This is a genomic window from Nitrospira sp. Nam80, from assembly GCF_965152575.1.
In genome coordinates, this window is the sequence record NZ_OZ224216.1 from 3305842 (window position 1) to 3331059 (window position 25218).

A 25218-nucleotide genomic window follows, 5' to 3' on the forward strand; every position below is an offset into this window, starting at 1 on the left:
GTCTTCAGTCTTGGCGCCTTTGCCAAACTTTACCCTGACAGCGCTGTCGGGTAATCCGGTCTTTGGGAGCGTCTCAGTTCAGTTGTCTCTTCACACAATCATCGTGCGATGGTCGCTCCCTTTCTTCCAGACGTCATCCGCCAACAGGACGGCGACATCACACCATACAGGCGACCCGTAGGAAGTTTACGAGTACGCGCGTTCGTCGTGCTGACTGAGATCAAGCCCCATTCTCTCTTCGTCCTGTGATACGCGCAGCCCGACCATGCGGTCTACCAATTTGAGCAATCCATACGTGAGCGCCGCCGAGAAACCGGCGACCGAGACTGCCACGAGGACTTGAATGCCGAGGAAAGACGGATTTCCGAAAAAAAGGCCGTCCGTCCCGCTCATATTTACCGCCTTGGATGCAAAGAGTCCTGTCGCCAGGATCCCAAGCACACCGCCAACCCCGTGGATTCCCACCACATCGAGTGAATCATCGTAACCAAGCCTCACTTTCCAATTGATCGCCAGGTAGGACAATCCACCTGCTAGGAGCCCGATCAACAAGGCAGAAGACATGCCCACATAGCCGGCGCCGGGCGTGATCGTCGCCAGACCGGCCACGGCGCCGCTCGCAATTCCCAACACGGTCGGCGATCCGCGATGCAGCCACTCCACTACCATCCATGTCAAAGCCCCAGCCGACGCAGCCATATGTGTCGCGAGAAAGGCTGCGACCGCCGTGTCGTTCGCCCCCAGCGCGCTGCCTGCATTAAACCCGAACCACCCGAACCAGAGGAGCCCTGTTCCCAACAGCGTCATGGGCAGATTGTGCGGCGCCATGTATTCAGCGCCATACCCTTGCCGTGCGCCGAGCACCGTCGCGCAGACGAGCGCACTGATCCCGGAACTGATGTGCACCACCGCGCCTCCGGCGAAATCGAGCCCCCCGAGGCTGCTGAGCCATCCGCCGCCCCATAGCCAATGGGCGACTGGCACATAGACCACGACCGACCAGAGCCCCGCGAATAACACCAGTGCGCTGAATTTCATTCGCTCGGCAAAGGCACCCGTGATTAGGGCCGGCGTAATTGCCGCAAACATCATCTGAAAGATCATGAATGCTTGATGAGGGATGGTGGAGCCATACGGTGGATGAGGAGCCAGTCCCACGCCTTGTAACCCAACCCATTCCAATCCGCCGATGAGCCCCCGCTTGTCGGGCCCGAATGCAAGACTGTACCCGAGCAGGATCCAGAGGACGCTGACCAGGCAGAGAATGACAAAACTCTGCATGATCGTTCCAAGCACGTTCTTGCTGCGAACCAGGCCGCCATAAAACAGCGCCAATCCAGGAACGATCATCGCCAACACGAGGGCCGACGACATCAAGACCCAAGCGGTGTCGGCTCCACTCACGATCCCCGCTGTCACTGTCTCCGCGGCGCTCGTGGCCGGCATGAGTAGCGCGACTAGCGGCCCGGCCCATTTCCAGTGGTGCATCCATAACCGTGATCCCATATGTTCCTTCGCTAATGTGAGCATCTCATCGAGAGACCGCTTGGACGGCTCGGCCATCCCCGTTCGTCAGAACGTTTTATATTCGAGCCATTTGCCGTTCAGCGTGATCTTGCAGCGTGCTTCGCCCTGGCCGCCGGTGACTTTTTCCATGTCCAAGGTGAAATCGATCGCGCTCATAATGCCGTCCCCGAACATCTCGTTTGCCATTTCACGCAACGAATCACCGTACACGCCGATAATCTCGAGCAACCTGTACTTGAACGGATCTGTCATGTTCGGCAGATCCGTTCGCACCGGAAAGCGGCTTAAGGACTGAACGATATCGTTGTCCAAATCCAGAAGCTTGCCGACCTTCACCGCTTCGTCCGTGGTGAACCGATGATTGCCGTTCAACGCCGCCGCCACGAAGGTGGGATTCTTCCCAACGGTTTTCGCGACATCGGCAATCGTGAGTTTCTTTTCGAGTCGAGCGGCCTTGATCCTCTTGCGTATCGCTTCTTTTTCCATGTTGGCCTCCTTTGATGGCTTCACATTTGGGATCGTTATACATGCATCAGATCTGCGCTGTGGCATCGACACATCCATATGGCGGGCGTTCGTTACGATTGCCTTTCACCTCCCCGCCCGTATGAACGTACTATGCGGCTCTTCTTAGCGCACAGCCGATGATACGGCTTCGAAATCCACAATGACGGGAGACCCGTCCATCGACTGATCCGAAGATGCTCCGTCTCCGCTCGTCCCCTGTTTCGCATGACGGACCAGGAAGTGAATGATATGGTTTCTGATTTTGTAGTAATGCGGGTGATCAATGATCGTCTCCCGCAATCGCGGCCGAGGAATCGTTACATGGACCATCTCGGCAATTCGCGCCTCGGGTCCGTTCGTCATGAGCAGTATCCGGTCGGACAACAAGATCGCTTCGTCGACGTCATGAGTGACCATGAACACGGTATTTCTCGATGTGTTCCACATTTGAATCAACTCTTCCTGAATGACACCCCGCGTAAGGGCATCAATCTGCGCAAACGGCTCATCCAGCAGCAGCACCTTCGGCTCAATCGAAAATGCCCGAGCCAGCCCCACGCGTTGCTTCATCCCGCCCGACAATGCAACAGGGCGCTTATCCTCGGCGCCCTTCAATCCCACCAGCATAATGTACTTGTGGACATGGGTCGTCACCTGTTGACGCGTCCATTCCGGGTATGCCGATCGGACCGCCAGGGCGATGTTCTCAAAGACCGTCATCCAGGGCATCAGCGCAAAGTTTTGAAACACAACCATCCGATCCAGCCCCGGTCCGGAAGCTTCACGACCATTGAGAATGACTCCTCCCTCAGAGGGCGTTTCCAATCCGGCTATGATGTTGAGCAGCGTACTTTTCCCGCAGCCCGAATGCCCGATGGTCGTGACAAACTCCCCCTTCTGGATCTTGATTGTCACGTCTCTGAAAATACAGACTTGACCGTCTCCGGATGGATTCGGAAAATACTTGCTCACATGGTCGATTTGAAGAAATGACATCGGTTACTCCTGGTATGTGACATAGCCTGCCAGCTTGTTGAACCCTGAATCCAACACCACGCCAACGACTCCGACGACCAGAATGGCGAAGATCACACCGGCAATGTCCAGATTGTTCCATTCAATCCAGCTCAAATATCCGACACCCAGTTCGCCCAGCAGCATCTCCGCCGGCACGACTGCGACCAATGCGCTACCGAAGGAGATTCGCAATCCGTTCACAATGGTGGGTGCTGCCGCAGGCAGAATCACTTTGAACAGCCGTTTGAACCAAGATAACTGCACGATGGCGGCCACGTGCAGATACTCCTTCCTCAGTGAATTCACGCCGAAGGCGGTGGTCGCCAACGTGGGCCACAGCGCAGCCATGAACACAACAAGGACCGCCGTCCACTTGGGATCTTTAACCGTATAGAGCAGCAAGGGCATCCAGGCCAGCGGGGAGATGGGCTTGAGAATTTGAATGTACGGATTGACGGCCCGAAACAGGACCCGGTTCAGACCCAAGACGACCCCGAGCATGATCGCGATGATCGAAGCTGCCAGAAACCCCACGCCAAAACGCGAAACCGTGTACAGCACCAGATAGGCGATTCCGTGATCGTTCGTCCCTTTGATTTCAAACGCTTCAGACATCTCCACGCGGGCTTTGTCGAGCACCGCCAAGGGTCCCGGAACGCCGCTGACCTTTTCCTTTTCAGCATTCCAGCTATAGACTCCGTCCGCCCCCCGCACGATATCGCCGTTGAATTCCATCAACTGCAGTTGTTCCTCGGTCATTCCTGTCGGGTCAAATGTTGGCCGCAACGTGAAGAAGTGCCAGCTGAGAAGAAAAATCACCAGTAGGAAGCCTGATATAAGCCATGGGTTTCCCCTCGCCTGCCCTGGCGCCGTTCCACCAGATCGAATCCCCCTGATTTGGAGAGCCCGCAGGTCTCTGAGCCGCAACCACACGCATGTGGCAAAGCGGCCGAGCCATCCCGACGGCGAAAGGACGCAGGATGTGCCAGGATCTGTGCCGGAGTCGGAGGTTAACTTGGATGATAGAGCCGACCAAAGTGATTCCATGTGGGCCTCACGCCATGCTGTGAATTTTGAACCCTTTGAGATAAGCCTCTGCCTGGTTCGGATCGAATTCCTTGCCCATGATGACATGTTTTGTCGTGGTGGCCTCGTGCGTCGGATAGCCGAGCTCCTTCGCGACACGATCACACCCCGTCGCCAGGTAGACCTGTTCAGCGACCGTTTTATAGTTCACGTCCCCCTTCACATGGCCCCACCGCTGCATTTGCGTCAGAATCCAGATGGCCATCGAGTGCCATGGATACGGGTCGAAATCAATCCGATCCGCAGCCTTCTGAATCTTGCCAAGTCCGTCCGCGAAGGTCCCGGTCAAGACCTGCTCAAGCACGGTGACCGGTTGATTGAGATAATTGGTCGGCGCGATGGCAACAGCGATCTCCTTCCGATGCGCCGGGTTTGACGCATAATGAGCCGCATCGACAATGGAGCGCCACATCGCATGGAAGGTGTTGGGGTATTGGGTCGCGAACGCCTTCGTCACGGTGAACGCGCAGCAGGGATGGCGATCCCAAATCTCTTTGGACAGCTTGAAGATGAAGCCGACATTCTCATAGACCGCTCGTTGATTGAATGGATCCGGTCCCAAATACCCGTCGACGTTGCCGGCCTTCAAGTTTGCCACCATTTCCGCCGGAGGCACGATTCGAATCTGCACGTCCTTATCGGGGTGAAGGCCTCCTTCCGCTAAATAATATCGGAGCAGGTAGTTGTGCATGGAGTAATCGAACGGAACACAGAACCGGAAGCCCTTCATATCTGCGGCCTTTTGAACGCCCTTGTGTTTGATGTGCAACGTGATGGCTTGCCCATTGATATTCTCCACCGCCGGCATGTACATCGGTGTCGCCATGGAACCGGCGCCCAAGGTAATGGCTAGAGGCATCGGTGTCAGCATGTGCGCCGCATCCACTTCCTTGTTCACCGCCCAGTCCCGAATCATCGCCCACCCCGCTGCACGCTTCACCGAAGCGTTCAAACCATGTTTTTTGTAGAACCCCAATGGCTCGGCCATGATGATCGGCGTGCCGCAGGTGATGGGAATGAACCCGATGCTGACATCTTTCTTCTCCGGCGGACCGGCCGGTTCAGCGGCAAAAGCCCGGAACTGTTCCAGAGGGAACAGGTCCGCGATCGCGGCCGTCAGCGCCGCTGCCCCGAGGCCGACGAGAAACTGCCGGCGGGAGGGTTCGGCTGCACGAAGCACAGCCGCCACGACCGACTCTTCAACTGTCTTGTGGAGGTATTGTTCCGCTGTTTCGGCGTCCTTCGCGTCGCCGACGACTTTCGCCAGGGAATGAGACGGTGGGACCGAGTGGTCGTTCATTGTAGCCTCCAAGAGTTCTCTCAACGGCCCGGCCTTTCCTCGTGCGCCCCGCTGATATTCGGAAGATTCATCAAAAACAAACGTCCTTCTCCCAGCGATTGGAAGAAGGACGTCGTTGTCCTCTTGGCGAGATGACATTCACTCGCCCGTGAGACATCATTGTCTCACCTGAATTTGTTCAATAAAAAAGGCGTCCGCCATTCTTGTCATAGAATGACGGACGCCCTTGTCCGTTTACCAACTTGTCGAGCGTTGACTCAGGCGCCGTTGCCGTAAGCCTTGCTCGTGGATAGAACCTATACCATCCGATCCTATGGATCGTCAAGCGCTTGCTTGAAATACAGCTCTGCTAGACATCGTAGTAGAGGCAGAACTCGTACGGATGCGGCCGGAGCCGCAAGGCATCGACTTCCTTGCTGCGCTTGTAGCTCACCCAGGTTTCGATCAGATCCTCCGTAAAGACGCCGCCTTTGAGGAGGAACTGGTGGTCCTTCTCCAGATGCGTCAATGCCTCGTCCAAACTGCCCGGCATCGTGCGGATCTTGGCGGCCTCCTTCGGTTCCAGATCGTACAGATCCTTCTCCCCCGGCTCGCCTGGATTGATTTTATTTTCAATCCCGTCGAGGCCGGCCATCAGCATGGCTGCAAACGCCAAGTACGGATTACAGGCGGGATCAGGAAACCGCACTTCGATGCGTTTGGCTTTCGGGCTCGGTGAGTACATGGGGATGCGGATGCCGGCCGAACGGTTCCGGCTGGAATAGGCAAGCAGCACGGGGGCTTCGAATCCCGGCGTCAGCCGCTTGTACGAGTTGGTGGTGGGATTGGTGAACGCCGCCAACGCCGGGGCATGTTTGAGAATGCCGCCGATATAGTACAGGCAAATTTGAGAGACGCCCGCGTACTCTTTGCCGGCAAACAGCGGTTTACCGTCTTTCCAAATGCTTTGATGAGAATGCATGCCCGATCCATTGTCGCCAAAGATCGGTTTCGGCATGAACGTCACGGTTTTTCCATGACGGCGGGCCACGTTCTTGACGATGTACTTGTACATCATCATCTTATCGGCCATTTTCAGCAGGGAGTCGAACCGGACGTCGATTTCGGCTTGTCCCGCCGTAGCCACTTCGTGATGATGCTTCTCGACCGCGATTCCGGCCTTCTCCATCTCGATGATCATTTCGCTGCGAATATCTTGTTGCGTGTCGGTCGGCGCCACCGGGAAATACCCCTCCTTGTGGCGGATCTTCGATCCGAGATTCACGCCTTCCTGGCCGGCATTCCACACGCCTTCTTCCGAATCGATGTGATAGTACCCGCTGTGGTTCGTTTGGTCATAGCGGGCATGGTCAAAAATGAAGAATTCGGCTTCCGGGCCCCAATAAGAGATGTCGCCGATCTTCGTGCTCTGCAGATATTTCTCGGCTTTCTGGGCGATGAATCGAGGGTCCCGTTCGTAGCTCTCTCGCGTAATCGGCTCGACGATGTTACAGGCCATGCTGAGCGTGGGCACTGCGCTGAACGGATCGAGACAGGCCGTCTCCGGGTCGGGCATCGCCAGCATGTCGCTGTTATTGATGGCCTTCCAGCCGCGAATCGACGACCCGTCAAAGCCGGACCCGTCTTTGAACAAGGTTTCGTTTAATTCGCTCACGGGAATACTGAAATGCTGCCACGTGCCGACCAAATCCACAAATTTCAGATCCACGATTTGGACCTTGTTCTTCTTGGCAAACTCTAAGACTTCACGAACGTTCATCCGCCCCTCCTTTCACACTCTTCACAGTAATACCGCCACATTCATTTCCTTCATGCCGCCTTCACCTCGAGAAATGTCTCGACATCCCGAAGGACCGTCGCCCGCACCGCGTCGAGCTGCGCCTGTTCTTCGAGCTTGCCGCCCGATTGATTCGTCACATAAAAAACGTCCGCCACCTGATCCAATCTCGTCGAAATCCGCGCCGCATGGACGGACAGGCCGAGCCTGAAGATCGCATTCGTGATGATGTACAACAATCCCTGGCGGTCATCGGCAAAGACATCGATAATCGTGAACCGGTCGGAGGTCTCATTGTCGATCCGCACTTCCGTCGGCTGACGGTTGAGGGGGACCATCCGGGCGCTATTCAGCCGCGTTCCCCGACGGATCAACTCATCCACATGTTCCCATCCTTTCAACACGGCGGCGATTCTTTCTCCAATGGCGCGACTTCGCTCCTCTGGCGGCGCGCCGTGATAATCCCGGTCCATGACTTGAAAGGTATCGACGACGATGCCGTCCGTGCGGGTCAGGATCTGGGCATCGAGAATTTGAAGGCCGCTTGCCGCCATGACCCCCGCGATCTTCGAGAAAATTCCCGGCACTAAATCATTGTGCGTGACCACGGCGTATTCGGAGGTTCCCAATTGTTCGTTATACTCGGCATCGACGACCACCTCGCCGCTATGCAGGCGCCGGATGGCGGCCAGATGCGCCGCGATTCGCTTCGGTGACGTCCCGCAGGCATAGCGGATCGGAAATTGGCCAAGCTGGGTCTCCACCCATCTCGCCCCGGCGTCGGCCGGTGCCGCCAGCGGCTCCTGCGCGGCCACGTCCATCGCCACCTGCTTCAGCCGCTCGGGCACATCGTCGGTTTCCCGTTCTCCGGACACTTCCTGCATGGCTCGATAATACAACTCGATGAGCAGCGATTCTTTCCACTTCGTCAGCACTTCAGGACCAACCGCCGCGATGTCGGCAGCCGTGAGCACCAACATTTTCCGCAGCACCTCCGGCGTACCCACCTCTCGCGCGAACGGCAGCAGGACTTTTTCATCGTAAGGATCCCGCCTGAAGGCCGTGTGCGCCATCAACAGATGTCGATGGACCAAGAAAACCAGCGTATGGGCCTCCTGTTCGCCGAACTCGAACCGGGCTGCCGCATCCTCGGCCAACCCACGACCGATCTCGCTGTGATCTTCCTCGTGCCCTTTCCCGAGGTCATGCAGCAGGATTGCTAGATGCAGCACATCTTTCCGTTTGATGTCGCGATAAACGCCGCCCAGCACACCCTGATCCTGAGCCAAGGACTCGGCCTTGGCGACGGCAAGCAGACTGTGCTCATCGACGGTGTACTTGTGATAATGATTGAACTGCATCAGGCCTCTGACCCGGGCAAAGGCCGGAACTAATTTTTCCAGCAGATGCGCTCGGTGCATCGCATCCAACGTTTTGGCGGTCCCGGGCCCGGACAGAATGGCGAGGAACATCCGGCCCACCTCAGACGACCGGAATGCCTCGGCCGGAAGTGCATCCGCATGCCGGTGGATGTCTTCCAGAAAAGCCGGATCGATGGTCGCCTGCCGGGAGCGGGCCACATCGAATAACTTAAGCAACAGCACGGGATTTTTCAGGACCACCAGGCGCGCATCGGAGGCCACCGTCAACACGTCGCTTTTCAGGATGAAATGACTCTCGATACGCGGCGAGGGCAGGAGCCGCATCACACGCTGGTAGAGCGGGACGAGGCGGCAGCGCGCCATGAATCGTGCCGAAGCGGCATGCAGTTCCGTGGTGTGCCGATAGTATTGCTGCATGAACTGCTCCACGGCGAGCAGATGCGGCAAATCAGCAAACCCGAACTGCTGAGCCAGCCACACTTGGTCCTCGAAGGTCAAGATCTCTTGCGCCATACCGGCGCGGATATGCAGAAACGCTCGTACCCGTAGCAGAAATTCGCGGGCCTCTTTCAAGGCTCGATAATCGTCCGGGGAGAGAATGCCGCGGTCGGATAACTCGCGGATGGTCGGCGCGCGATATCGCGCCATGCCGATCCATTGCAACAGATGAAGATCCCGCAAGCCACCTTTGCTTTTTTTGACGTTCGGCTCAAGAAGATAGACGGTCTCGCCGAATTTTTGATATTCGCGGCGTCGTTCTTCGAGTTTGGACTCGAGATACTTTTCCGTGCCCCGGAAAACGACTTTGCGCAGATAGCGCGTGTGAAACTGCTGGAAGAGTTCCGGGCTTCCGGCGAGAAACCGAGCCTCCATCATGGAGGTCCGCACCGTCAAGTCTTGAATGCCGAGGTCGATGCAATCCTGGATCGTCCGCACACTATGACCCACTTGGAAACCTGCGTCCCACAACGGATGCAGCACGCCCTTGACGAAATCGGGGACGATTTTTCCTGCCTCAGGCCGATACAGCACCATCAGATCAATGTCGGAATACGGCGCCAATTCCCGCCGGCCATATCCGCCGAGGGCGACCAGGCAACAGTGCTGGAAGCCAGCGGCAGTATAAGCTCCACCACCTGCGCGCGCGGCAGTCTTGTACCGGCCCACGATGAGCGCATCCACCATATCGGTGGTCGCTCCCACGATTTCATCGCCTGAGGCTCCGTTCATCACGCGCCGCTCTATCGCCTGGCGTTGCCCACTCAACGCGGCGCCGATCGCGACCGGCGATCCGTCCTGCAGTTCACCGGCGGTTATTTCGGAATGCTGAGCCATCGTCAGAGCGCGCTCTCTCCTGTTTCGCCCGTTCTGATACGGACGGCGGAACTCAAGTCACGCACAAAAATTTTTCCGTCCCCGATGCTCCCGGTTTTGGCGGCTCTTGTGATCGTGTCCAACACTCTCGGCACCTGGCTGTCGGTCACCGCCACTTCAACCTTCACCTTGGGCACGAACTCGATCGTATATTCCTGCCCTCGATACGTTTCCTTGTGGCCCTTCTGGCGCCCGAAGCCTTTGACCTCGGTGACGGTCATGCCCTGCACACCGATCTCCAACAAGGCATCTTTCACTTCATCCAGTTTGAAAGGCTTAATGATCGCCTCGATAAGTTTCATGCCTCCTCCCCGTAAAAAGTGATCGCCCGTGGCTGATGGTTAATGGCATCCGCCGGAAGCCTCGGCGCATGCATGTCATCGCTTGCCCTGACTCTCTGCCGACTGCCAAGAACCGCCGTCATGCATGGCCCGGATGTGAAACGAGTCATCATAGCCGATCTCATTCTTTCACACAAATACCGCGAACAATGGGGCAGCCGCATCGCTTCGATCAACCCTCTGCCCAAACGGCCGCTCCCTCCCTCGCAAAAAAAAAGACGCCCTCATGGTCGCCTCGACGACCTCAGGACGTCTTTGTCCACTTTCAATAGGGGAGCCTTACCGAAGACGTCATTGTCCCGGCAAGAATGGGGGCTTATAGCATCGACTCTTAAAAACTGTCAAGGGATCCTTCAGCCGGCCAACATTGCACACGCCGGCAAGCTTAGCCCGCATTATTCAACAACGTTTCTACTGCAACCGCGTATACGTTGCTACGACAAGCCTGTCAGTGGAGTCGGTGGCAAAAATCCTCTCCGCCGCGATTGATCGAACGCGGCGGGTCAAGCGAAGCTTGGTATGGCGGGCGGGCTCGCCGCTCGGTGGCTCCAGACAGCTCACCGTCTCGCTGGCGCGCACAAACGTGCCGTGCCTTATTCGGCACGGCGTGGACCTCGCATGGCGTCTGCGCAGCTTCGTCACGAACCGTCATGAATAATGCGAGTTATGAATAGGCTCGTTCGTTGTGTTGGGTCAAATCAAGTCCGGTCGCTTCTTCCTCCTGCGTGACCCGGAGACCCATCGAACCCTCGGTGAGTTTCAAAATGGCATAGGTGCCGATAAACGAAAACGCGCTGACAGCAATCACGGCAATCAACTGAGTGCCGAATAATCCTGAATTGCCGGCAAAGACTCCATCCGCGCCCAGTGGGTTCACGACCCGCGACGCAAAGAGGCCCGTGGCCAACATTCCAATGATCCCACCGACTCCGTGCGTCCCCAGGACGTCGAGGGTATCGTCATACCCGATCCTTCCTTTCCATACGATGGCTAGATAAGAACAAGCGCCCGCCGCCGCGCCGACGATGATGGCAGCCGCCGGACTGATGAAGCCTGCCCCCGCCGTCGAGGTGGCCAATCCGGCCACGGCGCCGGTCGCGATTCCGAGCACGGTCGGCTTCCCGCGATGATGCCATTCCACCACCATCCAGGTGAACGCTGCCGCCACAGCCGTGAGGTGTGTCACGACGATGGCATTGACGGCTACAACGGATGCGCTCCTTGCACTTCCACCGTTGAATCCGAACCAGCCGGCCCAGAGGAGGCCCGTCCCAAGCAGCACGTACGGGAGGTTATGAGGGGCCATGTAGTCCGTCCGCCAACCTCGCCGCTTTCCCAGCACCATTGCGCAAGCCAGGGCACTGAACCCTGAACTCACATGGACGACCGTTCCTCCGGCAAAGTCCAAGGCCCCGAGCTTCCTGAGCCATCCGCCGCCCCAGACCCAGTGCGCAATCGGCGCATAGATAAAGAGGCTCCAGAGCAGAGTAAAGAGCAGGACGGAGCTGAATTTCATGCGTTCGGCAAACGCACCTGCTATCAACGCCGGCGTGAATGCCGCAAACAACAACTGAAACAGCATAAACGCCTGGTGGGGGACGGTCGGCGCGAGGGGCGGGTACGGAGCGCCCTCCACCCCGCTGAGCAACATCCAGTCAAGGCCGCCGATGACCCCGCCTCGATCGGGACTGTACGCCAAGCTGTATCCGCACACGACCCACACCAGCGTGACGACACAGAGAATGGCAAAGGTCTGGACCATAGTGCCGATCACGTTCTTGCTCCGGACCAATCCTCCATAGAAAAACGGGATACCGGGAATGACCATGAGCATGACCAACGCGGACGCTGCTAACAACCACGCCGTGTCGCCGCTGTTCAAGACGGGCGCCGCTTCTCCCGGCACCGGCAGGACCTGTTGCCCCAACGCAAGAGACGGCGATAGAAAAGTGAGCGCCATGGCTGCTGTAGCCGGCATCCCATGCCGAACGTTTGTCATCGTCACCTCCATCCTGAATTTGCGACCGACTCTCAGAGATTCCGATACTTGCTCGTAATCGGCATGCGGCGGTCCTTTCCCAATGCCCGGTGCGTGATCTTGATGCCGATGGGCGCTTGACGGCGTTTATATTCACTGTGGTCGACCATCTGGATCACCCGGGCCACCGTTTGACGATCGAATCCTGCCTGGACGATGTCCTCCAGCGACTGGTCGTCTTCGACGTAGGCTTTGAGAATAGGATCCAAGACCGCATAACTGGGCAGTGAGTCCTCATCCTTCTGGTCATGCTTCAATTCGGCTGTGGGCGCACGCTCCAATACCCGCTTTGGAAGGACCGGGGACTCGCCGGCTCGGTTGCGCAGATGAGCCAGCTCATACACCATGGTTTTCGGCACGTCTTTGATGACGGCGAAGCCTCCGGCCATGTCGCCGTAGAGCGTGGCATACCCCACGCTCATCTCGCTTTTGTTACCGGTCGTTAGAACCAAGTGCCCGAACTTGTTCGACAGGGCCATGAGAATGTTTCCGCGAATGCGCGCCTGAATATTCTCCTCGGTTGCGTCGGGTCGGCGGCCATGAAAAGCCTTCTCCAACGCCGCCAGATACGAGCGGAATGTCCGGGTGATTGGGATGGTCAAGAGTTTGATGCCCAGCCGCTGCACGATATCCGCCACATCTTCCCGGCTCTCTCGGGAGGTATAGGGAGACGGCATGAAGACGCCAAGCACGTTGTCAGGGCCGAGGGCGTCCACTGCCAAGACGATGGTTAAGGCCGAATCCACGCCCCCGCTGAGGCCAATGACAACCCGCTTGAACCCATTTTTTCCGACATAATCGCGAATCCCGAGCGTCAGCGCGCGGTACACTTCCTCCAACGGCTCCAACCGTGAGACATGGACCGGAATAGATCGGCTCCGTTGTGGAGCGGACGCTCTGGTGGTTACCATGATCCGGTCGATCAACTTGCCGAGATTGGGAATAGAGGGTTTTCTGCCGCTCTGTCTCATCCGAGCCCGCGCCACGGGTTCCACATCCAAGTCCGCGATGATGAGGTCTGGTTCGAATGCCTTCCCCTTGACGGTCACCTCGCCGGTATGATCGAGGATGAGGCTGTTTCCATCGAACACCAACTCATCCTGTCCGCCCACCATATTGGTATAGGTCAGGATCACGCCATTTTCTCGAGCGCGGGTTGCCAACATCTGCTCGCGATATTGGCTCTTGCCCATGTGAAAGGGAGACGCATTGATGTTCACGATCACTTCGGCGCCCCCGGCGGCTTGTGCGCGGGTCGGCCCCTCGGGGAGCCAAATGTCCTCACAGATATTGATGCCGATCGCCACCCCGTCCAGCATGAGCAATGGAAGGCGTTTGCCCGGATAAAAATAGCGGCTCTCGTCGAACACACCGTAGTTCGGCAAACACCATTTGTAGTACGTTGCCGCCACACGCCGATCGGTAATGATCGCCGCGGCGTTATACAACTCATGGCGGCCGGCCGGCAGGACGGTCGGAGATGTCGCCCGATGTGCGGGCGCGTGCCCCTGCCCGACATATCCCACGACCGCCGTGATTCCGCTGACTTGTTTGACGATATGTTCAAGAGCACGCCGGTTATCCTCTACGAATCGCGCTTTGAGGAGGAGGTCCTCCGGCGGGTAGCCGGTCACGGCGAGTTCAGGAAACACCACGAGATCGGCTTTCGCCTTTTTGGCTTCCCGGATCGATTCGATGATTCGTCGCCCATTGCCGTCGAGGTCTCCGACCGTCGGATTCATCTGCACCATGGCAATACGAAGTATGCGCATGATCTTGCTCGCTATCCCCTCACGGCAGGCTCTTGACAGGACTATCCTGCAAGGCTTCGACAAAGGAAGCAACAAGGGGTTCCAAGCAGCCAGTTGAGGGTGGCCATGATCCCGGCGTGAGAAGCGCTAAGGATGAAGATTGGTCTCGTTTCGGCATCCCGGTCAAAAAAAAACGCCCTCGCTCTCCGGAAGAGCTGAGGACGTCATTGTCCGTTTCACTTGGTGTCTGAGAAATGGAGACTCCGTTGTCCCCTCAAAGCGGCCCCACGGTACCATCGGCCGACATGATTGTCAAACGCATTCCCCGCATCGCAACTGGACAGACCCTAACAGGATGTTCTCGAAGTGTCAGCGATGATGTATCCACGGGTAGCGAAGATAGTTTATTCCGACACCCTGCTAATATTTGCGTAAAGTCACAGGAGGTTGCCCCCACAATGTGAATCGGACCGCGGCCCAGAGTTGCTCCAGCGCGGCGGTCAAGACAGGAGCGGAACGAGCGACCAGCTTTACGACCACGCCGGGCACGGCTGGGGTGGAAACGCCGCCCAGCAAGGCTCCCGGTTCGGCATCAAGGACATCGCCGATTCTCGCCTCCAAGGTCTTCCAGGCATCGGGGTTCAGTGCGTCGCTCACAATGTAGAGTGATGCCACATAGTCCCACGAACGAGCGATCCCCGCAGGATGGAATGCAGAGGCATGGTCGAGGCGGTAACGTTCTATAACGGAAACGCCCGATGCCGTGGTGATGGCAACATGATTTGCCAGGCTCGAAAAGGCCCACCGTTCCTCTTGTGCCACCCGCCCAGCGGCCATGGCATCCCACAGCATCACAGTCGAGTTGGGAGCCAGCCGGACCTGGATGGTTTGGCGAAAGCGCGACCCGGCATACGGGATAGTGTGTTCCGGTGCCCACTCGAGAATCGCCCCTTCACCAACCATAACCTTGATCGTCTGAATGGCTTCAAGATCCTTTGAGCGGGATCGGTACACACGATTGGCGGAAGGTGTCGATACGATGACATGCGACTGAGCGGCCAATGTCATATGAATGGAAAGCCGATCTCCCCCGACAAGGCCGCCGGAAGGGTTCACCAACAAAGTATAAGCCGATCCGGTATCATCAAGATAAATAGGAGGGAACAGATGCCACGGACTTGTGCGAGACGCACCGGTCATGACGGTTCTACGATCTTGGCAAGCGAAACTCATGGTCAACCGTCCGACCCGGCCGATCTCTATCAGCGATCTACTTCGTCTTGCCATGCATCTTCCTCAGCCGCAGCCTAGCACAATCCTCGATCCGTCTTCAGTGTGCGGTGAAGCAGGCCCGTTCGTCATGAGGCTGAGCGAGGTACCGGACTTCTCTTTTCGCCTGGGAAGATCGATGAAAACAATACCGGAGAGCGGCCAGAAGGGAAGATCAAACTCGGTAGGTGGAACAAGCACGCGGATGAAGGTGAGACTCGATCCACTCAACAATGAGGTCGAGCCCTTCGCCGGTCACCAGGTTGGAGAAGATGAACGGAAGATCGCCGCGCATCCGCCGGCTATCGCGGTCCATGACGGCCAAGTCGGCGCCCACATGCGGGGCCAGATCGGTTTTGTTGATCACCAATAGATCGGATCGGGTGATTCCGGGGCCACCCTTCCGAGGAATCTTATCCCCAGCCGCCACGTCGATCACATAGATCACGTGGTCCACCAGTTCCGGACTGAAGGTGGCCGCCAGATTATCGCCTCCGCTTTCGACGAACAGGAGTTCCGCATCGGGGTGACGCTTCAAAAGATCGTCAAGCGCCTCCTGATTATGCGAGGCGTCTTCCCGGATCGCCGTATGGGGGCATCCGCCGGTCTCAACACCCACAATACGATCCTGAGGCAATGCGCCTCGCCTGGTGAGAAATTCTGCGTCCTCTTTTGTAAAAATATCGTTCGTGACGACCGCGAGGCTGTACCGATCACGGAGGCGACGGCATAACGCCTCGACCAATGCGGTCTTGCCAGATCCGACCGGCCCACCGATTCCAATCACGGGAATCTGTCGGGCGCGCGCTTTGGCCGGCCGCCCGCTGCCAGACAGATGTTCATTGTCACGATGCATGTCGTCTCTCGTCACTCGTGAAGGGTATCTCGTGTGCAAAAGTGAAACGTGGTGTTTTGGTGATCCGCCAAAATCTGCACATCACGATATCACGCAATCACGAAATCGTACTTCACGCTACTATCTCACCCGCCCGCCCCCGGCGCGCCGAGACGCGCCTTTCCCAAGCTCACCCGCCCACTCCGCGCACGCCGAAACGTGCGCTCTGCCGGGTCACGCTACGATCGGAACAACCTCGATTCCAGCCGGCTGTGCCGCATGGCGTAGATATCCTGAATGGGCGACCACGCGGACATGTCGATTTTTAGCGGGATCCGGTGGCTCAATTCAATGAACAACGGCGTCCAGTTCGCCAGCAAACGTTGGCCCTCCCGTTGTCCGATAGGCAGCAGTTTCATCGCCGCAGAGACAAATCCCACGGCCGTCTGATACAGAAAGGCGGCGATCGCATCGGCGCGGGACCATCCGTTCGCCGCGAGCGTCAGCCCCAGGCAGACGGAGAAATGCCCGGCGGTCCGGGATCCTATGATCTCCTGGTGGAACGTCCGCAGCATCGCATGCGGTTGGTCTCGATCCATGGCGATTCGCATCACCTGCCGACCCATTTGGCGGCTGGCCAGTCGGGATTCGAGACCGATTTTCATGGCTTCCAGTTCAGCATCCGCTTTGAGAGCCTGCTGCAATTTCTCTTTTTTGATCGCTTCGCAGGCGAGACTCACCGCCACCGCTTCCCGCATGCCGATTCCCCCGCGCAAACTATCCTCCACATACTCTTTGAATTCGCCGGCATCGCGGACCGCCCCTCCCTGCACAGCCGCTTCCAGCCCTGACGAATAGGCATACCCGCCGGACGGAAAGAAACTGTCGATAAAGCGAAGGCCGTGAAGCAGGCTCAGCGTATCCAACCTGGTATTCGCTTTCTCAATCAGGCTGATCAAGAGGTTGCTGCCGATCTCACCCACCCGCCCGCGCGCGTCGAGACGCGCGCCGTCCCAGGCTCACCCACCCGCCCCGGCGCGCCGAAACGCGCCTTTCCCAGGCTCACCCACCCGCCCTGTGCGCGCCGAGACACGCTTCACTTCTCCGGCTCGGCCGGAGGAAGCCTTTTTCATCAATCTAGAACAGGAAATATCGCTGGGCCATCGGCTGCACAACAATCGGGTCGCAGGTCAAATGGACGCCATCAGCCCTCACCACATAGGTTTCCGGATCGACCTCGATTTTCGGCAAGGCATTATTCAACTTGAGGTCCCGTTTCTTGACGGTGCGGCAATTCTTGACCGCCACGACCCGCCGTCGTAGACCCAATTTCTTCGGCACTTCCCGTTCCAGCGCCGCTTGAGACATGAACGTGACACTGGTACTGCCGATCGCGCGTCCGAAGGCGCCGAACATCGGCCGGCTGATGACCGGCTGGGGGGTTGGAATCGACGCGTTGGGGTCGCCCATCGCCGCCTGCGCAATGAAGCCGCTCTTTAAGACCATTTCAGGCTTGATGCCGAAGAAGGCCGGTTTCCAAATGACCAGGTCCGCCACCTTCCCGACCTCGATCGATCCGATCTCATGTGCCACGCCGTGCGCGAGGGCCGGATTGATCGTGTATTTCGCGACATACCGGCGGGCGCGGAAATTGTCGGCCCGCGGATACGGCGCTTCGGTCCCGGATGGCGCTAGATGGCCCCGCTGAACTTTCATTTTATGAGCCGTCTGCCAGGTCCGAATGATCAATTCGCCAATGCGTCCCATCGCCTGCGTGTCGGACGACATCATGCTGATGGCCCCCAAATCGTGCAACACGTCTTCCGCGGCGATTGTCTCTCTGCGGATCCGTGACTCGGCAAAGGCCACATCTTCGGGAACCTTTTTATTCAAATGATGGCAGACCATCAGCATATCCAAATGCTCATCCATCGTATTCACGGTAAAAGGCATGGTCGGATTCGTGGATGACGGCAGCACATTCGGCTCACCGCACACCTTGATAATGTCCGGGGCATGACCGCCCCCCGCGCCTTCGGTGTGATAGGCATGGATCGTTCGTCCTTTGAATGCCTTAATGGTGTCCTCGACGAACCCCGCTTCATTCAACGTATCCGTATGCAGGGCGACCTGAACATCGTAGCGGTCGGCCACACTGAGCGCCGTATCGATGGCGGCGGGCGTGGAGCCCCAGTCTTCGTGCACCTTCACGCCGAGCGCCCCGGCTTCGATCTGTTCATTGAGCGGTTCCGGTCTGGAGCAATTGCCCTTCCCTGTAAAGCCCAGATTGATCGGAAATCCTTCTGCCGCTTCGAGCATGCGGTGAATGTTCCAGGGTCCCGGGGTGGATGTCACGGCGTTTGTACCGGTCGCTGGTCCCGTTCCTCCGCCGATCATGGTCGTAATCCCGGCCGAGAGCGCCTCCCACGCCTGCTGAGGGCAGATAAAATGCACATGGCTTTCGATGGCTCCCGCCGTGACGATGCAACCTTCCGCCGAAATGGCCTCCGTCCCGGCGCCCAGTTCCATCCCTGGTGTCACGCCCGGCATGAGGTTCGGATTACCCGATTTCCCGATTGCCACGATCCGCCCATCTTTAATCCCGATGTCCGCCTTCACGATCCCCCAGTAGTCCATGATGAGCGCATTGGTGATGACCGTGTCCAGCGCCCCGCCCGCATTCGTGGCCGTCGGCGACTGGCCCATGCCGTCGCGGATGACTTTGCCTCCTCCGAATACGGCCTCATCGCCATAGGAGGTATAATCGCGTTCGACCTCAATCAATAGGTCCGTATCGGCGAGCCGCACTCTGTCTCCTACGGTGGGACCGAACAAATCGGAATATTGCTTTCTGGGGATCTTCACCTGGTCCCTCCCTTCCGGATAAATCCTCCTTCCGTCGCGCGAATCAGGGCTTGGGCTTTTGCCTGAGTATCATCCAGCGGACCATCGGTCAGATTATTGATGCCGTGGACCACCCGCTTGCCGCCAAAGGCGACCAAAGTCACGCGCTTTTCTTCGCCCGGCTCGAACCTCGCCGCAGTGCCCGCCGGAATACAGAGTTTGAATCCAAACGCTTGCTCGCGATTGAATTGCAACGCCCGGTTCACCTCGAAGAAATGGCAATGAGATCCGACTTGGATCGGCCGATCGCCGGAATTCGTGACCATCAGTTGTCTTGTCTCGCGGTCGGGAAAGGCCTCGATATCCCCGGACGCGAGCAGAATCTCGCCCGGCGTGACGGGCTTGGCCAGCTCGGTGCGGAGAATCGACGCGACGGACTTGTCCCTACTCGGTGACTTGGTGCGCTTCTGCTTCTTGGTTACAGCTCGTTTCCGTAATGATGTCGCCATATCAGTTTCCTCTCGGGAATGCGCCCCCCGGAACCAGGACTTACCGAATCGGGTTGTGAACGGTCACCAGTTTCGTGCCGTCGGGAAAGGTGCCTTCAACCTGGAACTCATGGATCATCTCCGCCACACCGGGCATGACGTCTTTTCGAGAGAGGAGCGTCGTTCCATACGACATCAGGTCCGCAACGGACCGTCCATCACGAATGCCTTCCAGGATGGCGGCGGTGAGGTAGGCGATGGATTCGGGATGGTTCAGCTTCAGGCCTCGGGCTTTGCGATCCTTGGCCAATTGGGCGGCGACATAGATCAGGAGCTTTTCCTGCTCCCTCGGCGTCAAATGCATGGACTCACCTCATTGTGAATCGCTGAGGCCTCATAACCCCTTGCAAGGGGCTGAATGTTAGTCTACGATCCGGCCACTGTCAAGACATACTCTACCGTGAATGCACGTAAGTAACTCTGACCGGAGGCCTGTCATGGGCGAGATACCTTGGATGGATCGATTCCGTGACCATCCGCTCCTTGGACCGATCGACTGGATCCTTCGCGGGATCGGCCAAGTCGTGTTTCAGAACAATCCGATCTCGGGCGCCGTCATTCTCGGGGCAATCTTGTACAATTCCTGGATCTACGGAATTGTTTGCCTGGTTGGGACCATCATTAGCACCCTGACAGCCGTCTTGTTCAAAGCCGATAGAGGGATGATCAAAGACGGCCTGTTTGGGTTCAACGGCGCCTTGATTGCCATCGCATTGGTAGCCTATACCAGCCGGAATTTTACCACCGGCAACATACCGAACGGACATCTCTGGCTGTATATCGTCCTCTGCGCGTCGTTCACTACGGTCATTCTGCCGGCATTCGGCGCCCTCTTGGGCCCGCACAACGTTCCAGGCCTCACCATGCCGTTTGTGCTGGCCACCTGGTTTTTTCTCGGCGCGCTGTTCCAGTTTACGACGATTGACGTCTCCCTGAAGCCTACTTCACCTTCCGACTTTACCGGTCCACGGCCGGAGTACACGTGGATGACGTGGTTCCACGGCGCCACGATGGGCATTGCGGAGATCTTTTTCCAGGACAACTGGGGCACCGGCATCATCATCCTGATCGGCATCGCGATCAACACGCGCATCGGGGCGCTGATGGCACTCATGGGATCCACGCTGGCCGTCGGCGTCGCGGTCTTCTACGGTGCACATGACGAGGCCATCCGCGATGGCTTGTTCGGCTACAACGCGGCCCTGACCGCGATGGCCCTCGGCGGTACATTCCTTGTCTTGACCCTTCCGGCGTTCCTCTACACGGTGATTGGCGTGCTGGTCACCGCGCGGGTCTGGGCTTCGCTCGGCATTCTTCTGGAGCCGTCGGGCATGCCGGTTTTGACCTCCGCGTTCGTGTTTGTGACCTGGCTGATGCTCCTGGCAAAGACCGGCTTCCGCTCATTGATCCCCATTGCACCTGCCGAGTCCTCGACGCCGGAAGAGAATCTTAATCGATATCGACTCCGTCAGAACAGATAGATCGCCTCCACCGACAGTGTCGGCTGATGGCTCGTCGCGCGCGACCCAATTTGAAACACGTTTTGGTTGGACTTGTCGTAACGATATTCCAGCCGGGTGATCAGTGTTTTGAACGGCTTATATTGGAGAGTGGAGGTGACCTCCCAGAGCGTTTGCGAGACCGACGGCGCGGACGAGACCGAAGATGCGCCGAAGCAGACGTTGGCCTTCGGCTGATAATCCGTCGTTCCCCCGCATGACACAAGACCACCAGCATCCTCAAAGATCTCGGCGCGGAACCTGACGCCCCATTGCTGATTGAAGTCATGGATCACATATCCCGCCGCGCCGTTCCACCGAGCGTTGCCGGACGAACTGACCGTGCTGCTACTCGCCTGGTTGGCGTAGTACGACTCCAAGACCATGGAGGTCTGTTTCGTCGCCTGCACACTGATAAAACCGCCGACCAGCAGGATCGTTCCACCGCTCGTTCCGGGTGATCCCGGCCTTGGACCCGCAAGACCATACAGCGTCATCTTGACGCGGTCCGACGGCGCAATGGTTAACGCCGATTCCACTAAGGGATCGTGGCGGGTGTTTCCCCGTGCTGAATTGATATACCCGATCGCTCCGATCGAGAACGCGACATGCTTGGTAAACTCGTACGCGACTCGGCCGCCTCGCGTGGTAAAGGGCTGGCCGAGACCAAACAACCACGATCGGGAATAGTTGGGGTTGTGCGGGCTTTCGACGACTTCATATCCGACCACCGAATTGAACTGACCAAGCTGCATATTGAGCCGGCTACCAATCGCCGCGACGTACTGCACATATGCTTCCTGAATATCGACCCAGTTATTGAAGTTAAACCCTCCGGCAAAATCCGAGTCGCGCCCGGCATTGAGTTTCACCCGAAACCCGGCGCGATCTTTCCAGCTCCCCTCGGCTTTGCTTTCTTTTTCCAATACAACTTGCGCCAGGTTGGGCCGGAACTGATCGGCATTCACATCGAAGATACGCAGCTGGTTGATCTTATTGGCGGGATGATTAAAGTTCTGAGTGTAGGACCCATCGAGGTAGCCGTAGAACCGCAGCCCCCATTCTTCCGATAAAAGTCGCTTCGCCACCTCTCTCGGCGTGCCCTTGTGCCGAACGAGGGCATGTACCAGGTCGCGATTCGGCGTATCGTCCGGTGGATCGGCTTGAGCTTCGCCGATTGCAACCACCCACACAAAGAGCACGGCTCCGACAACAAGATGAAGATTGCGAGACGGAGAAGACCGGCATGAACGCGGCAAGAAGCAACTCGCAGGCCTCTGGAAGGATGCGTCATCCATTCATAGTGACGGATGAGGAACACTCCTAGACGACCAGATGCTGTTTGACCTGCTCATGTGTCAGCTCTCCGGCACGTCCTGCCGCCACCACCGCTCCTTTGGCCATCACCACGTAGGAGTCCGCCAGCCGGGCGGCAAAATGAAGCCCCTGCTCGACGAGCAGGATAGCGAAGCGCCGCGCATTTTTGAATCCGATGATCACGTCTTCAATCTGATCGACGATGGACGGCTGGATCCCTTCGGTCGGCTCATCCAGCAGTAAGACCTTGGGGTCGGACAAGAGCGCTCGCCCGATAGCCAATTGCTGCTGTTCGCCGCCGCTTAGCACGCCACCGGGTCGTTCGAGAATTTGGGTCAATTTGGGGAACAGCGCATAGACCTCATCGAACGCCGCCTTCTCGGACAATCCGTTCGCCGAAGCCGACCGCGCCCAATAGCCCAACAGCAGATTTTCCCGCACCGTGAGATGCGGAATGATCTCCCTCCCCTGCGGCACATAGGCCAGGCCCCGCTTCACGCGCCGGTCCGTCGGTTCTTTGGTGATCTCGCAGGCTTCGAGCCGAACCTGTCCGGAACGGACCGGAAGCAGGCCCATGATGCCCTTTAAGGTCGTCGTCTTACCGACACCGTTTCGTCCCATCAGGCAGGCTACTTCGCCCGCCTCCAGGGCAAAAGAGACGTTCCGAAGAATGTGACTTTCGCCGTAATAGACATTCAGATTCTGGAGTTCCAGCATGGTAATTTCGTTGTTCGTTTCTCGTGAAGCGTCCTCAACCAGGTAGGACTTGGTGATTGTGCGATCCGGCCAAGCTGAACTTCACCCAATTACCCTATCACCAACTCGTCCCTCTATCGCATCACCCGTGCGCGACTTTTTGCCGGCCCAAATATATTTCCACCACGCGCGGGTCCGCCTGTACCTTTTCCACGGAGCCTTCGCAGATCACGGCGCCTTCGTGGAGGACCGTCACGGTCCTGGCAATCTGGCGGACAAATTCCATGTCATGTTCGATCACCACGATGGCATGCTGCTCGGCCAGCGCTTGCAACAACACCCCGGTCTGCTCGGTTTCCTTGTCCGTCATTCCCGCAACCGGCTCATCCACCAACAACAGGGACGGGTCCTGCAGAATCACCATGCCGATTTCAAGCCACTGTTTCTCTCCATGCGACAAGGAGCCGGCCCTCCGGCGCTCTTTGTCGGACAAATTGATCATCGTGACGACATCCTGGATGCGGTCGCGTTCATCCTTTGTCGATGTGCCCAGCAATGTCGCCATCACCCCTTTGCTCGGCCGCCTGAGGGATAAATCGAGATTCTCCCAGACCGTCAGATTGGCATAGATCGACGGCGCTTGAAATTTTCGCCCGATTCCCAAGGTCGTGATTTCGTGTTCCTTGAGCCCGACGAGATCGATGTCCTTCCCAAAAATCACCCGGCCTTTGGCGGGCTTCGTTTTTCCGGAAATGACGTCGAGCAGCGTAGTCTTGCCCGCGCCGTTCGGTCCGATGACTACCCGAAGTTCGTTGTAACTGACGATGAAATTCAGATTATTAAGGGCTTTGAATCCGTCATAGTCGACCGTGACGCCTTCCAAGTAAATAATCGAACCGCGCTCCGTCATAGCGACCGCTCTCCCTCATGGACCACGATGGGGCGCCGCAACCGATGCAGGCGGGACCAGCTTCCGCCGCTGAGTTTTCGGAACAGTCCGACGAGCCCTTCAGGGAACGCCAGCACGACCGCGATAAAGAGCCCTCCGAGGAAGAACGGCCACAGTTCGGGGAAATGGTTCGTTAAGACACTGCGGGCCCAATTCACACCGACAGCTCCCACGATGGCGCCGATCAAGGTGGCCCGTCCGCCGACCGCCACCCAGATGACCATTTCCAAAGAAGGCAGCACGCCGATCTGCGCCGGCGTAATGATGCCGACCTGCGGCACATAAAGCATGCCGGCCACGCCGGCCAGGGCCGCAGAGACCACAAAGACGAAAATCTTATAGTTTGCCGGCGAATAGCCTGAGAACAGCACCCGTTGCTCGCTGTCCCGGATGGCGACGAGCACTTTGCCTGCGCGTGATAGGGTAATCCATCGACACATGAGATAAGCACCGCCGAGACAGAGTACCGTCACGACATACAGAGCCCGTTGTGTGCCCGGCTCGCTGAGTGAGAATCCAACGATCTTTTTGAAGTCGGTCAAGCCGTTCGTTCCACCAAGATTCGTCTCGTTGCGGTTAAAGATCAACCAAGCCGACAGCGCGAGCGCTTGCGTGATAATCGCGAAATAGACGCCTTTGATCCGACTTCGGAAGGCGAGGAAGCCGAACACCAACGCAAATGCGACGGGCGCCAGGATGCCGGCCGCTAGGGCCACGGGAAAGCTGTAGAACGGCTTCCAGAACCAGGGCAACTCCTTCATCTGATTCCAGACCATGAAATCGGGCAACTCGCTTCCGTACACACTTTCGGATCCGATCGCCAGCATGAGATTCATCCCCATGCAATAGGCGCCCAGTCCGAAGAAAACCCCGTGGCCAAGGCTGAGAATGCCCGTGTACCCCCAAATCAAATCCAGACCGAGCGCGAGAATGGCGAAGGCGAGAAACTTGCCGAAGCGATTCAAAGCGAAGTCCGAGACATGCAGCCAAGAATCTTCAGGCGGCAGCACATTGAGAAGCGGCAAGACGATCAGCAGGGTAAACCCCGCGAGCCAAAATCCCGGACCTTCGCCGCGCAGGCCCGGTTGCGGATCTGAAGAACTATTCTGCTGCATTGTCATCCGGCTGATGTGTCCTTCACCCATGACCGCACGGCCGTCC

Annotated in this window: 21 protein-coding genes; 1 reads left to right on the forward strand and 20 read right to left on the reverse strand. The window is 57.7% G+C overall.

What is annotated here, in order from left to right; all coding sequences use genetic code 11:
* Nucleotides 1-186: 186 nt before the first annotated feature.
* From ACWGXE_RS15495 to ureA, 16 genes are all read right to left on the reverse strand, one after another.
* Nucleotides 187-1404 carry an ammonium transporter gene (locus ACWGXE_RS15495; RefSeq protein ID WP_447603756.1) on the reverse strand — a complete coding sequence of 406 codons (1218 nt, stop codon included), beginning with the start codon at nt 1402-1404 and terminating at the stop codon, nt 187-189.
* 168 nt (nt 1405-1572) lie between these two features.
* Nucleotides 1573-2013: a cyanase gene (gene cynS / locus ACWGXE_RS15500; protein WP_447598802.1), complete on the reverse strand. Its 441-nt coding sequence runs from the start codon at nt 2011-2013 to the stop codon at nt 1573-1575.
* A gap of 144 nt (nt 2014-2157) precedes the next feature.
* Nucleotides 2158-3030, reverse strand: coding sequence for an ABC transporter ATP-binding protein (locus ACWGXE_RS15505; protein ID WP_447598804.1), 873 nt, complete (start codon nt 3028-3030; stop codon nt 2158-2160).
* A gap of 3 nt (nt 3031-3033) precedes the next feature.
* Complete coding sequence (locus tag ACWGXE_RS15510) at nt 3034-3810, reverse strand: ABC transporter permease (RefSeq protein WP_447598806.1); 777 nt, start codon at nt 3808-3810, stop codon at nt 3034-3036.
* Nucleotides 3811-4105: 295 nt separating this feature from the next.
* Entirely contained in the window at nt 4106-5437 is a 1332-nt protein-coding gene (locus ACWGXE_RS15515; protein ID WP_447598808.1) for a CmpA/NrtA family ABC transporter substrate-binding protein, read from the reverse strand.
* Nucleotides 5438-5786: 349 nt separating this feature from the next.
* Complete coding sequence (gene glnA, locus ACWGXE_RS15520; protein ID WP_447598810.1) at nt 5787-7196, reverse strand: type I glutamate--ammonia ligase; 1410 nt, start codon at nt 7194-7196, stop codon at nt 5787-5789.
* 50 nt (nt 7197-7246) lie between these two features.
* A complete protein-coding gene (gene glnD, locus ACWGXE_RS15525) occupies nt 7247-9931 on the reverse strand; it encodes a [protein-PII] uridylyltransferase (protein ID WP_447598811.1) in 2685 nt (894 codons plus the stop codon).
* 2 nt (nt 9932-9933) lie between these two features.
* Nucleotides 9934-10272, reverse strand: a complete 339-nt coding sequence (locus tag ACWGXE_RS15530; RefSeq protein ID WP_447598812.1) for a P-II family nitrogen regulator — start codon at nt 10270-10272, stop codon at nt 9934-9936.
* 703 nt (nt 10273-10975) lie between these two features.
* Nucleotides 10976-12310 (reverse strand): ammonium transporter, encoded by a 1335-nt coding sequence (locus ACWGXE_RS15535; protein WP_447598814.1) that lies wholly within the window; start codon nt 12308-12310, stop codon nt 10976-10978.
* A gap of 32 nt (nt 12311-12342) precedes the next feature.
* Nucleotides 12343-14121 carry an NAD+ synthase gene (locus ACWGXE_RS15540; protein WP_447598815.1) on the reverse strand — a complete coding sequence of 593 codons (1779 nt, stop codon included), beginning with the start codon at nt 14119-14121 and terminating at the stop codon, nt 12343-12345.
* Nucleotides 14122-14520: 399 nt separating this feature from the next.
* Entirely contained in the window at nt 14521-15387 is an 867-nt protein-coding gene (locus tag ACWGXE_RS15545; protein WP_447598817.1) for an urease accessory protein UreD, read from the reverse strand.
* A gap of 157 nt (nt 15388-15544) precedes the next feature.
* Entirely contained in the window at nt 15545-16225 is a 681-nt protein-coding gene (gene ureG / locus ACWGXE_RS15550) for an urease accessory protein UreG (RefSeq protein ID WP_447598819.1), read from the reverse strand.
* Nucleotides 16226-16443: 218 nt separating this feature from the next.
* On the reverse strand, nt 16444-17187 hold the full coding sequence (locus ACWGXE_RS15555) for an urease accessory protein UreF (protein ID WP_447598821.1): 744 nt from the start codon (nt 17185-17187) through the stop codon (nt 16444-16446).
* 154 nt (nt 17188-17341) lie between these two features.
* Complete coding sequence (ureC, locus tag ACWGXE_RS15560) at nt 17342-19069, reverse strand: urease subunit alpha (RefSeq protein ID WP_447598823.1); 1728 nt, start codon at nt 19067-19069, stop codon at nt 17342-17344.
* Nucleotides 19066-19557, reverse strand: coding sequence for an urease subunit beta (locus ACWGXE_RS15565; protein WP_447598824.1), 492 nt, complete (start codon nt 19555-19557; stop codon nt 19066-19068). Before ACWGXE_RS15565 ends, ureC begins: the two co-directional genes overlap by 4 nt.
* 40 nt (nt 19558-19597) lie before the next feature.
* Nucleotides 19598-19900 carry an urease subunit gamma gene (gene ureA / locus ACWGXE_RS15570; RefSeq protein WP_447598826.1) on the reverse strand — a complete coding sequence of 101 codons (303 nt, stop codon included), beginning with the start codon at nt 19898-19900 and terminating at the stop codon, nt 19598-19600.
* A gap of 133 nt (nt 19901-20033) precedes the next feature.
* Here ureA and ACWGXE_RS15575 point away from each other — a divergent pair, with 133 nt between their 5' ends.
* Nucleotides 20034-21077, forward strand: a complete 1044-nt coding sequence (locus ACWGXE_RS15575; RefSeq protein WP_447598827.1) for an urea transporter — start codon at nt 20034-20036, stop codon at nt 21075-21077.
* Here ACWGXE_RS15575 and ACWGXE_RS15580 read toward each other — a convergent pair.
* From ACWGXE_RS15580 to urtC, 4 genes are all read right to left on the reverse strand, one after another.
* Entirely contained in the window at nt 21065-22297 is a 1233-nt protein-coding gene (locus ACWGXE_RS15580; RefSeq protein WP_447598828.1) for an outer membrane beta-barrel protein, read from the reverse strand. The genes ACWGXE_RS15575 and ACWGXE_RS15580 overlap by 13 nt on opposite strands.
* A 121-nt stretch (nt 22298-22418) precedes the next feature.
* Nucleotides 22419-23129: an urea ABC transporter ATP-binding subunit UrtE gene (urtE, locus tag ACWGXE_RS15585; RefSeq protein WP_447598830.1), complete on the reverse strand. Its 711-nt coding sequence runs from the start codon at nt 23127-23129 to the stop codon at nt 22419-22421.
* Between the two features lie 121 nt (nt 23130-23250).
* The gene (gene urtD, locus ACWGXE_RS15590) at nt 23251-24018 is read right to left on the reverse strand and encodes an urea ABC transporter ATP-binding protein UrtD (RefSeq protein ID WP_447598831.1); all 768 of its coding nucleotides are present in this window, start codon (nt 24016-24018) and stop codon (nt 23251-23253) included.
* Nucleotides 24015-25202, reverse strand: coding sequence for an urea ABC transporter permease subunit UrtC (gene urtC, locus ACWGXE_RS15595; RefSeq protein WP_447598832.1), 1188 nt, complete (start codon nt 25200-25202; stop codon nt 24015-24017). The genes urtD and urtC overlap by 4 nt, the downstream gene beginning before the upstream one ends.
* Nucleotides 25203-25218: the final 16 nt, after the last annotated feature.

Bases quoted from the DNA above. Each gene is read 5' to 3' on its own strand.
- cynS (WP_447598802.1), bottom strand. From the start codon at position 2,013: ATGGAAAAAGAAGCGATACGCAAGAGGATCAAGGCCGCTCGACTCGAA.
- ACWGXE_RS15505 (WP_447598804.1), bottom strand. From the start codon at position 3,030: ATGTCATTTCTTCAAATCGACCATGTGAGCAAGTATTTTCCGAATCCA.
- ACWGXE_RS15510 (WP_447598806.1), bottom strand. From the start codon at position 3,810: ATGACCGAGGAACAACTGCAGTTGATGGAATTCAACGGCGATATCGTG.
- ACWGXE_RS15515 (WP_447598808.1), bottom strand. From the start codon at position 5,437: ATGAACGACCACTCGGTCCCACCGTCTCATTCCCTGGCGAAAGTCGTC.
- glnA (WP_447598810.1), bottom strand. From the start codon at position 7,196: ATGAACGTTCGTGAAGTCTTAGAGTTTGCCAAGAAGAACAAGGTCCAA.
- glnD (WP_447598811.1), bottom strand. From the start codon at position 9,931: ATGGCTCAGCATTCCGAAATAACCGCCGGTGAACTGCAGGACGGATCG.
- ACWGXE_RS15530 (WP_447598812.1), bottom strand. From the start codon at position 10,272: ATGAAACTTATCGAGGCGATCATTAAGCCTTTCAAACTGGATGAAGTG.
- ACWGXE_RS15535 (WP_447598814.1), bottom strand. From the start codon at position 12,310: ATGACAAACGTTCGGCATGGGATGCCGGCTACAGCAGCCATGGCGCTC.
- ACWGXE_RS15540 (WP_447598815.1), bottom strand. From the start codon at position 14,121: ATGCGCATACTTCGTATTGCCATGGTGCAGATGAATCCGACGGTCGGA.
- ACWGXE_RS15545 (WP_447598817.1), bottom strand. From the start codon at position 15,387: ATGGCAAGACGAAGTAGATCGCTGATAGAGATCGGCCGGGTCGGACGG.
- ureG (WP_447598819.1), bottom strand. From the start codon at position 16,225: ATGCATCGTGACAATGAACATCTGTCTGGCAGCGGGCGGCCGGCCAAA.
- ACWGXE_RS15565 (WP_447598824.1), bottom strand. From the start codon at position 19,557: ATGGCGACATCATTACGGAAACGAGCTGTAACCAAGAAGCAGAAGCGC.
- ureA (WP_447598826.1), bottom strand. From the start codon at position 19,900: ATGCATTTGACGCCGAGGGAGCAGGAAAAGCTCCTGATCTATGTCGCC.
- ACWGXE_RS15575 (WP_447598827.1), top strand. From the start codon at position 20,034: ATGGGCGAGATACCTTGGATGGATCGATTCCGTGACCATCCGCTCCTT.
- urtE (WP_447598830.1), bottom strand. From the start codon at position 23,129: ATGCTGGAACTCCAGAATCTGAATGTCTATTACGGCGAAAGTCACATT.
- urtD (WP_447598831.1), bottom strand. From the start codon at position 24,018: ATGACGGAGCGCGGTTCGATTATTTACTTGGAAGGCGTCACGGTCGAC.
- urtC (WP_447598832.1), bottom strand. From the start codon at position 25,202: ATGGGTGAAGGACACATCAGCCGGATGACAATGCAGCAGAATAGTTCT.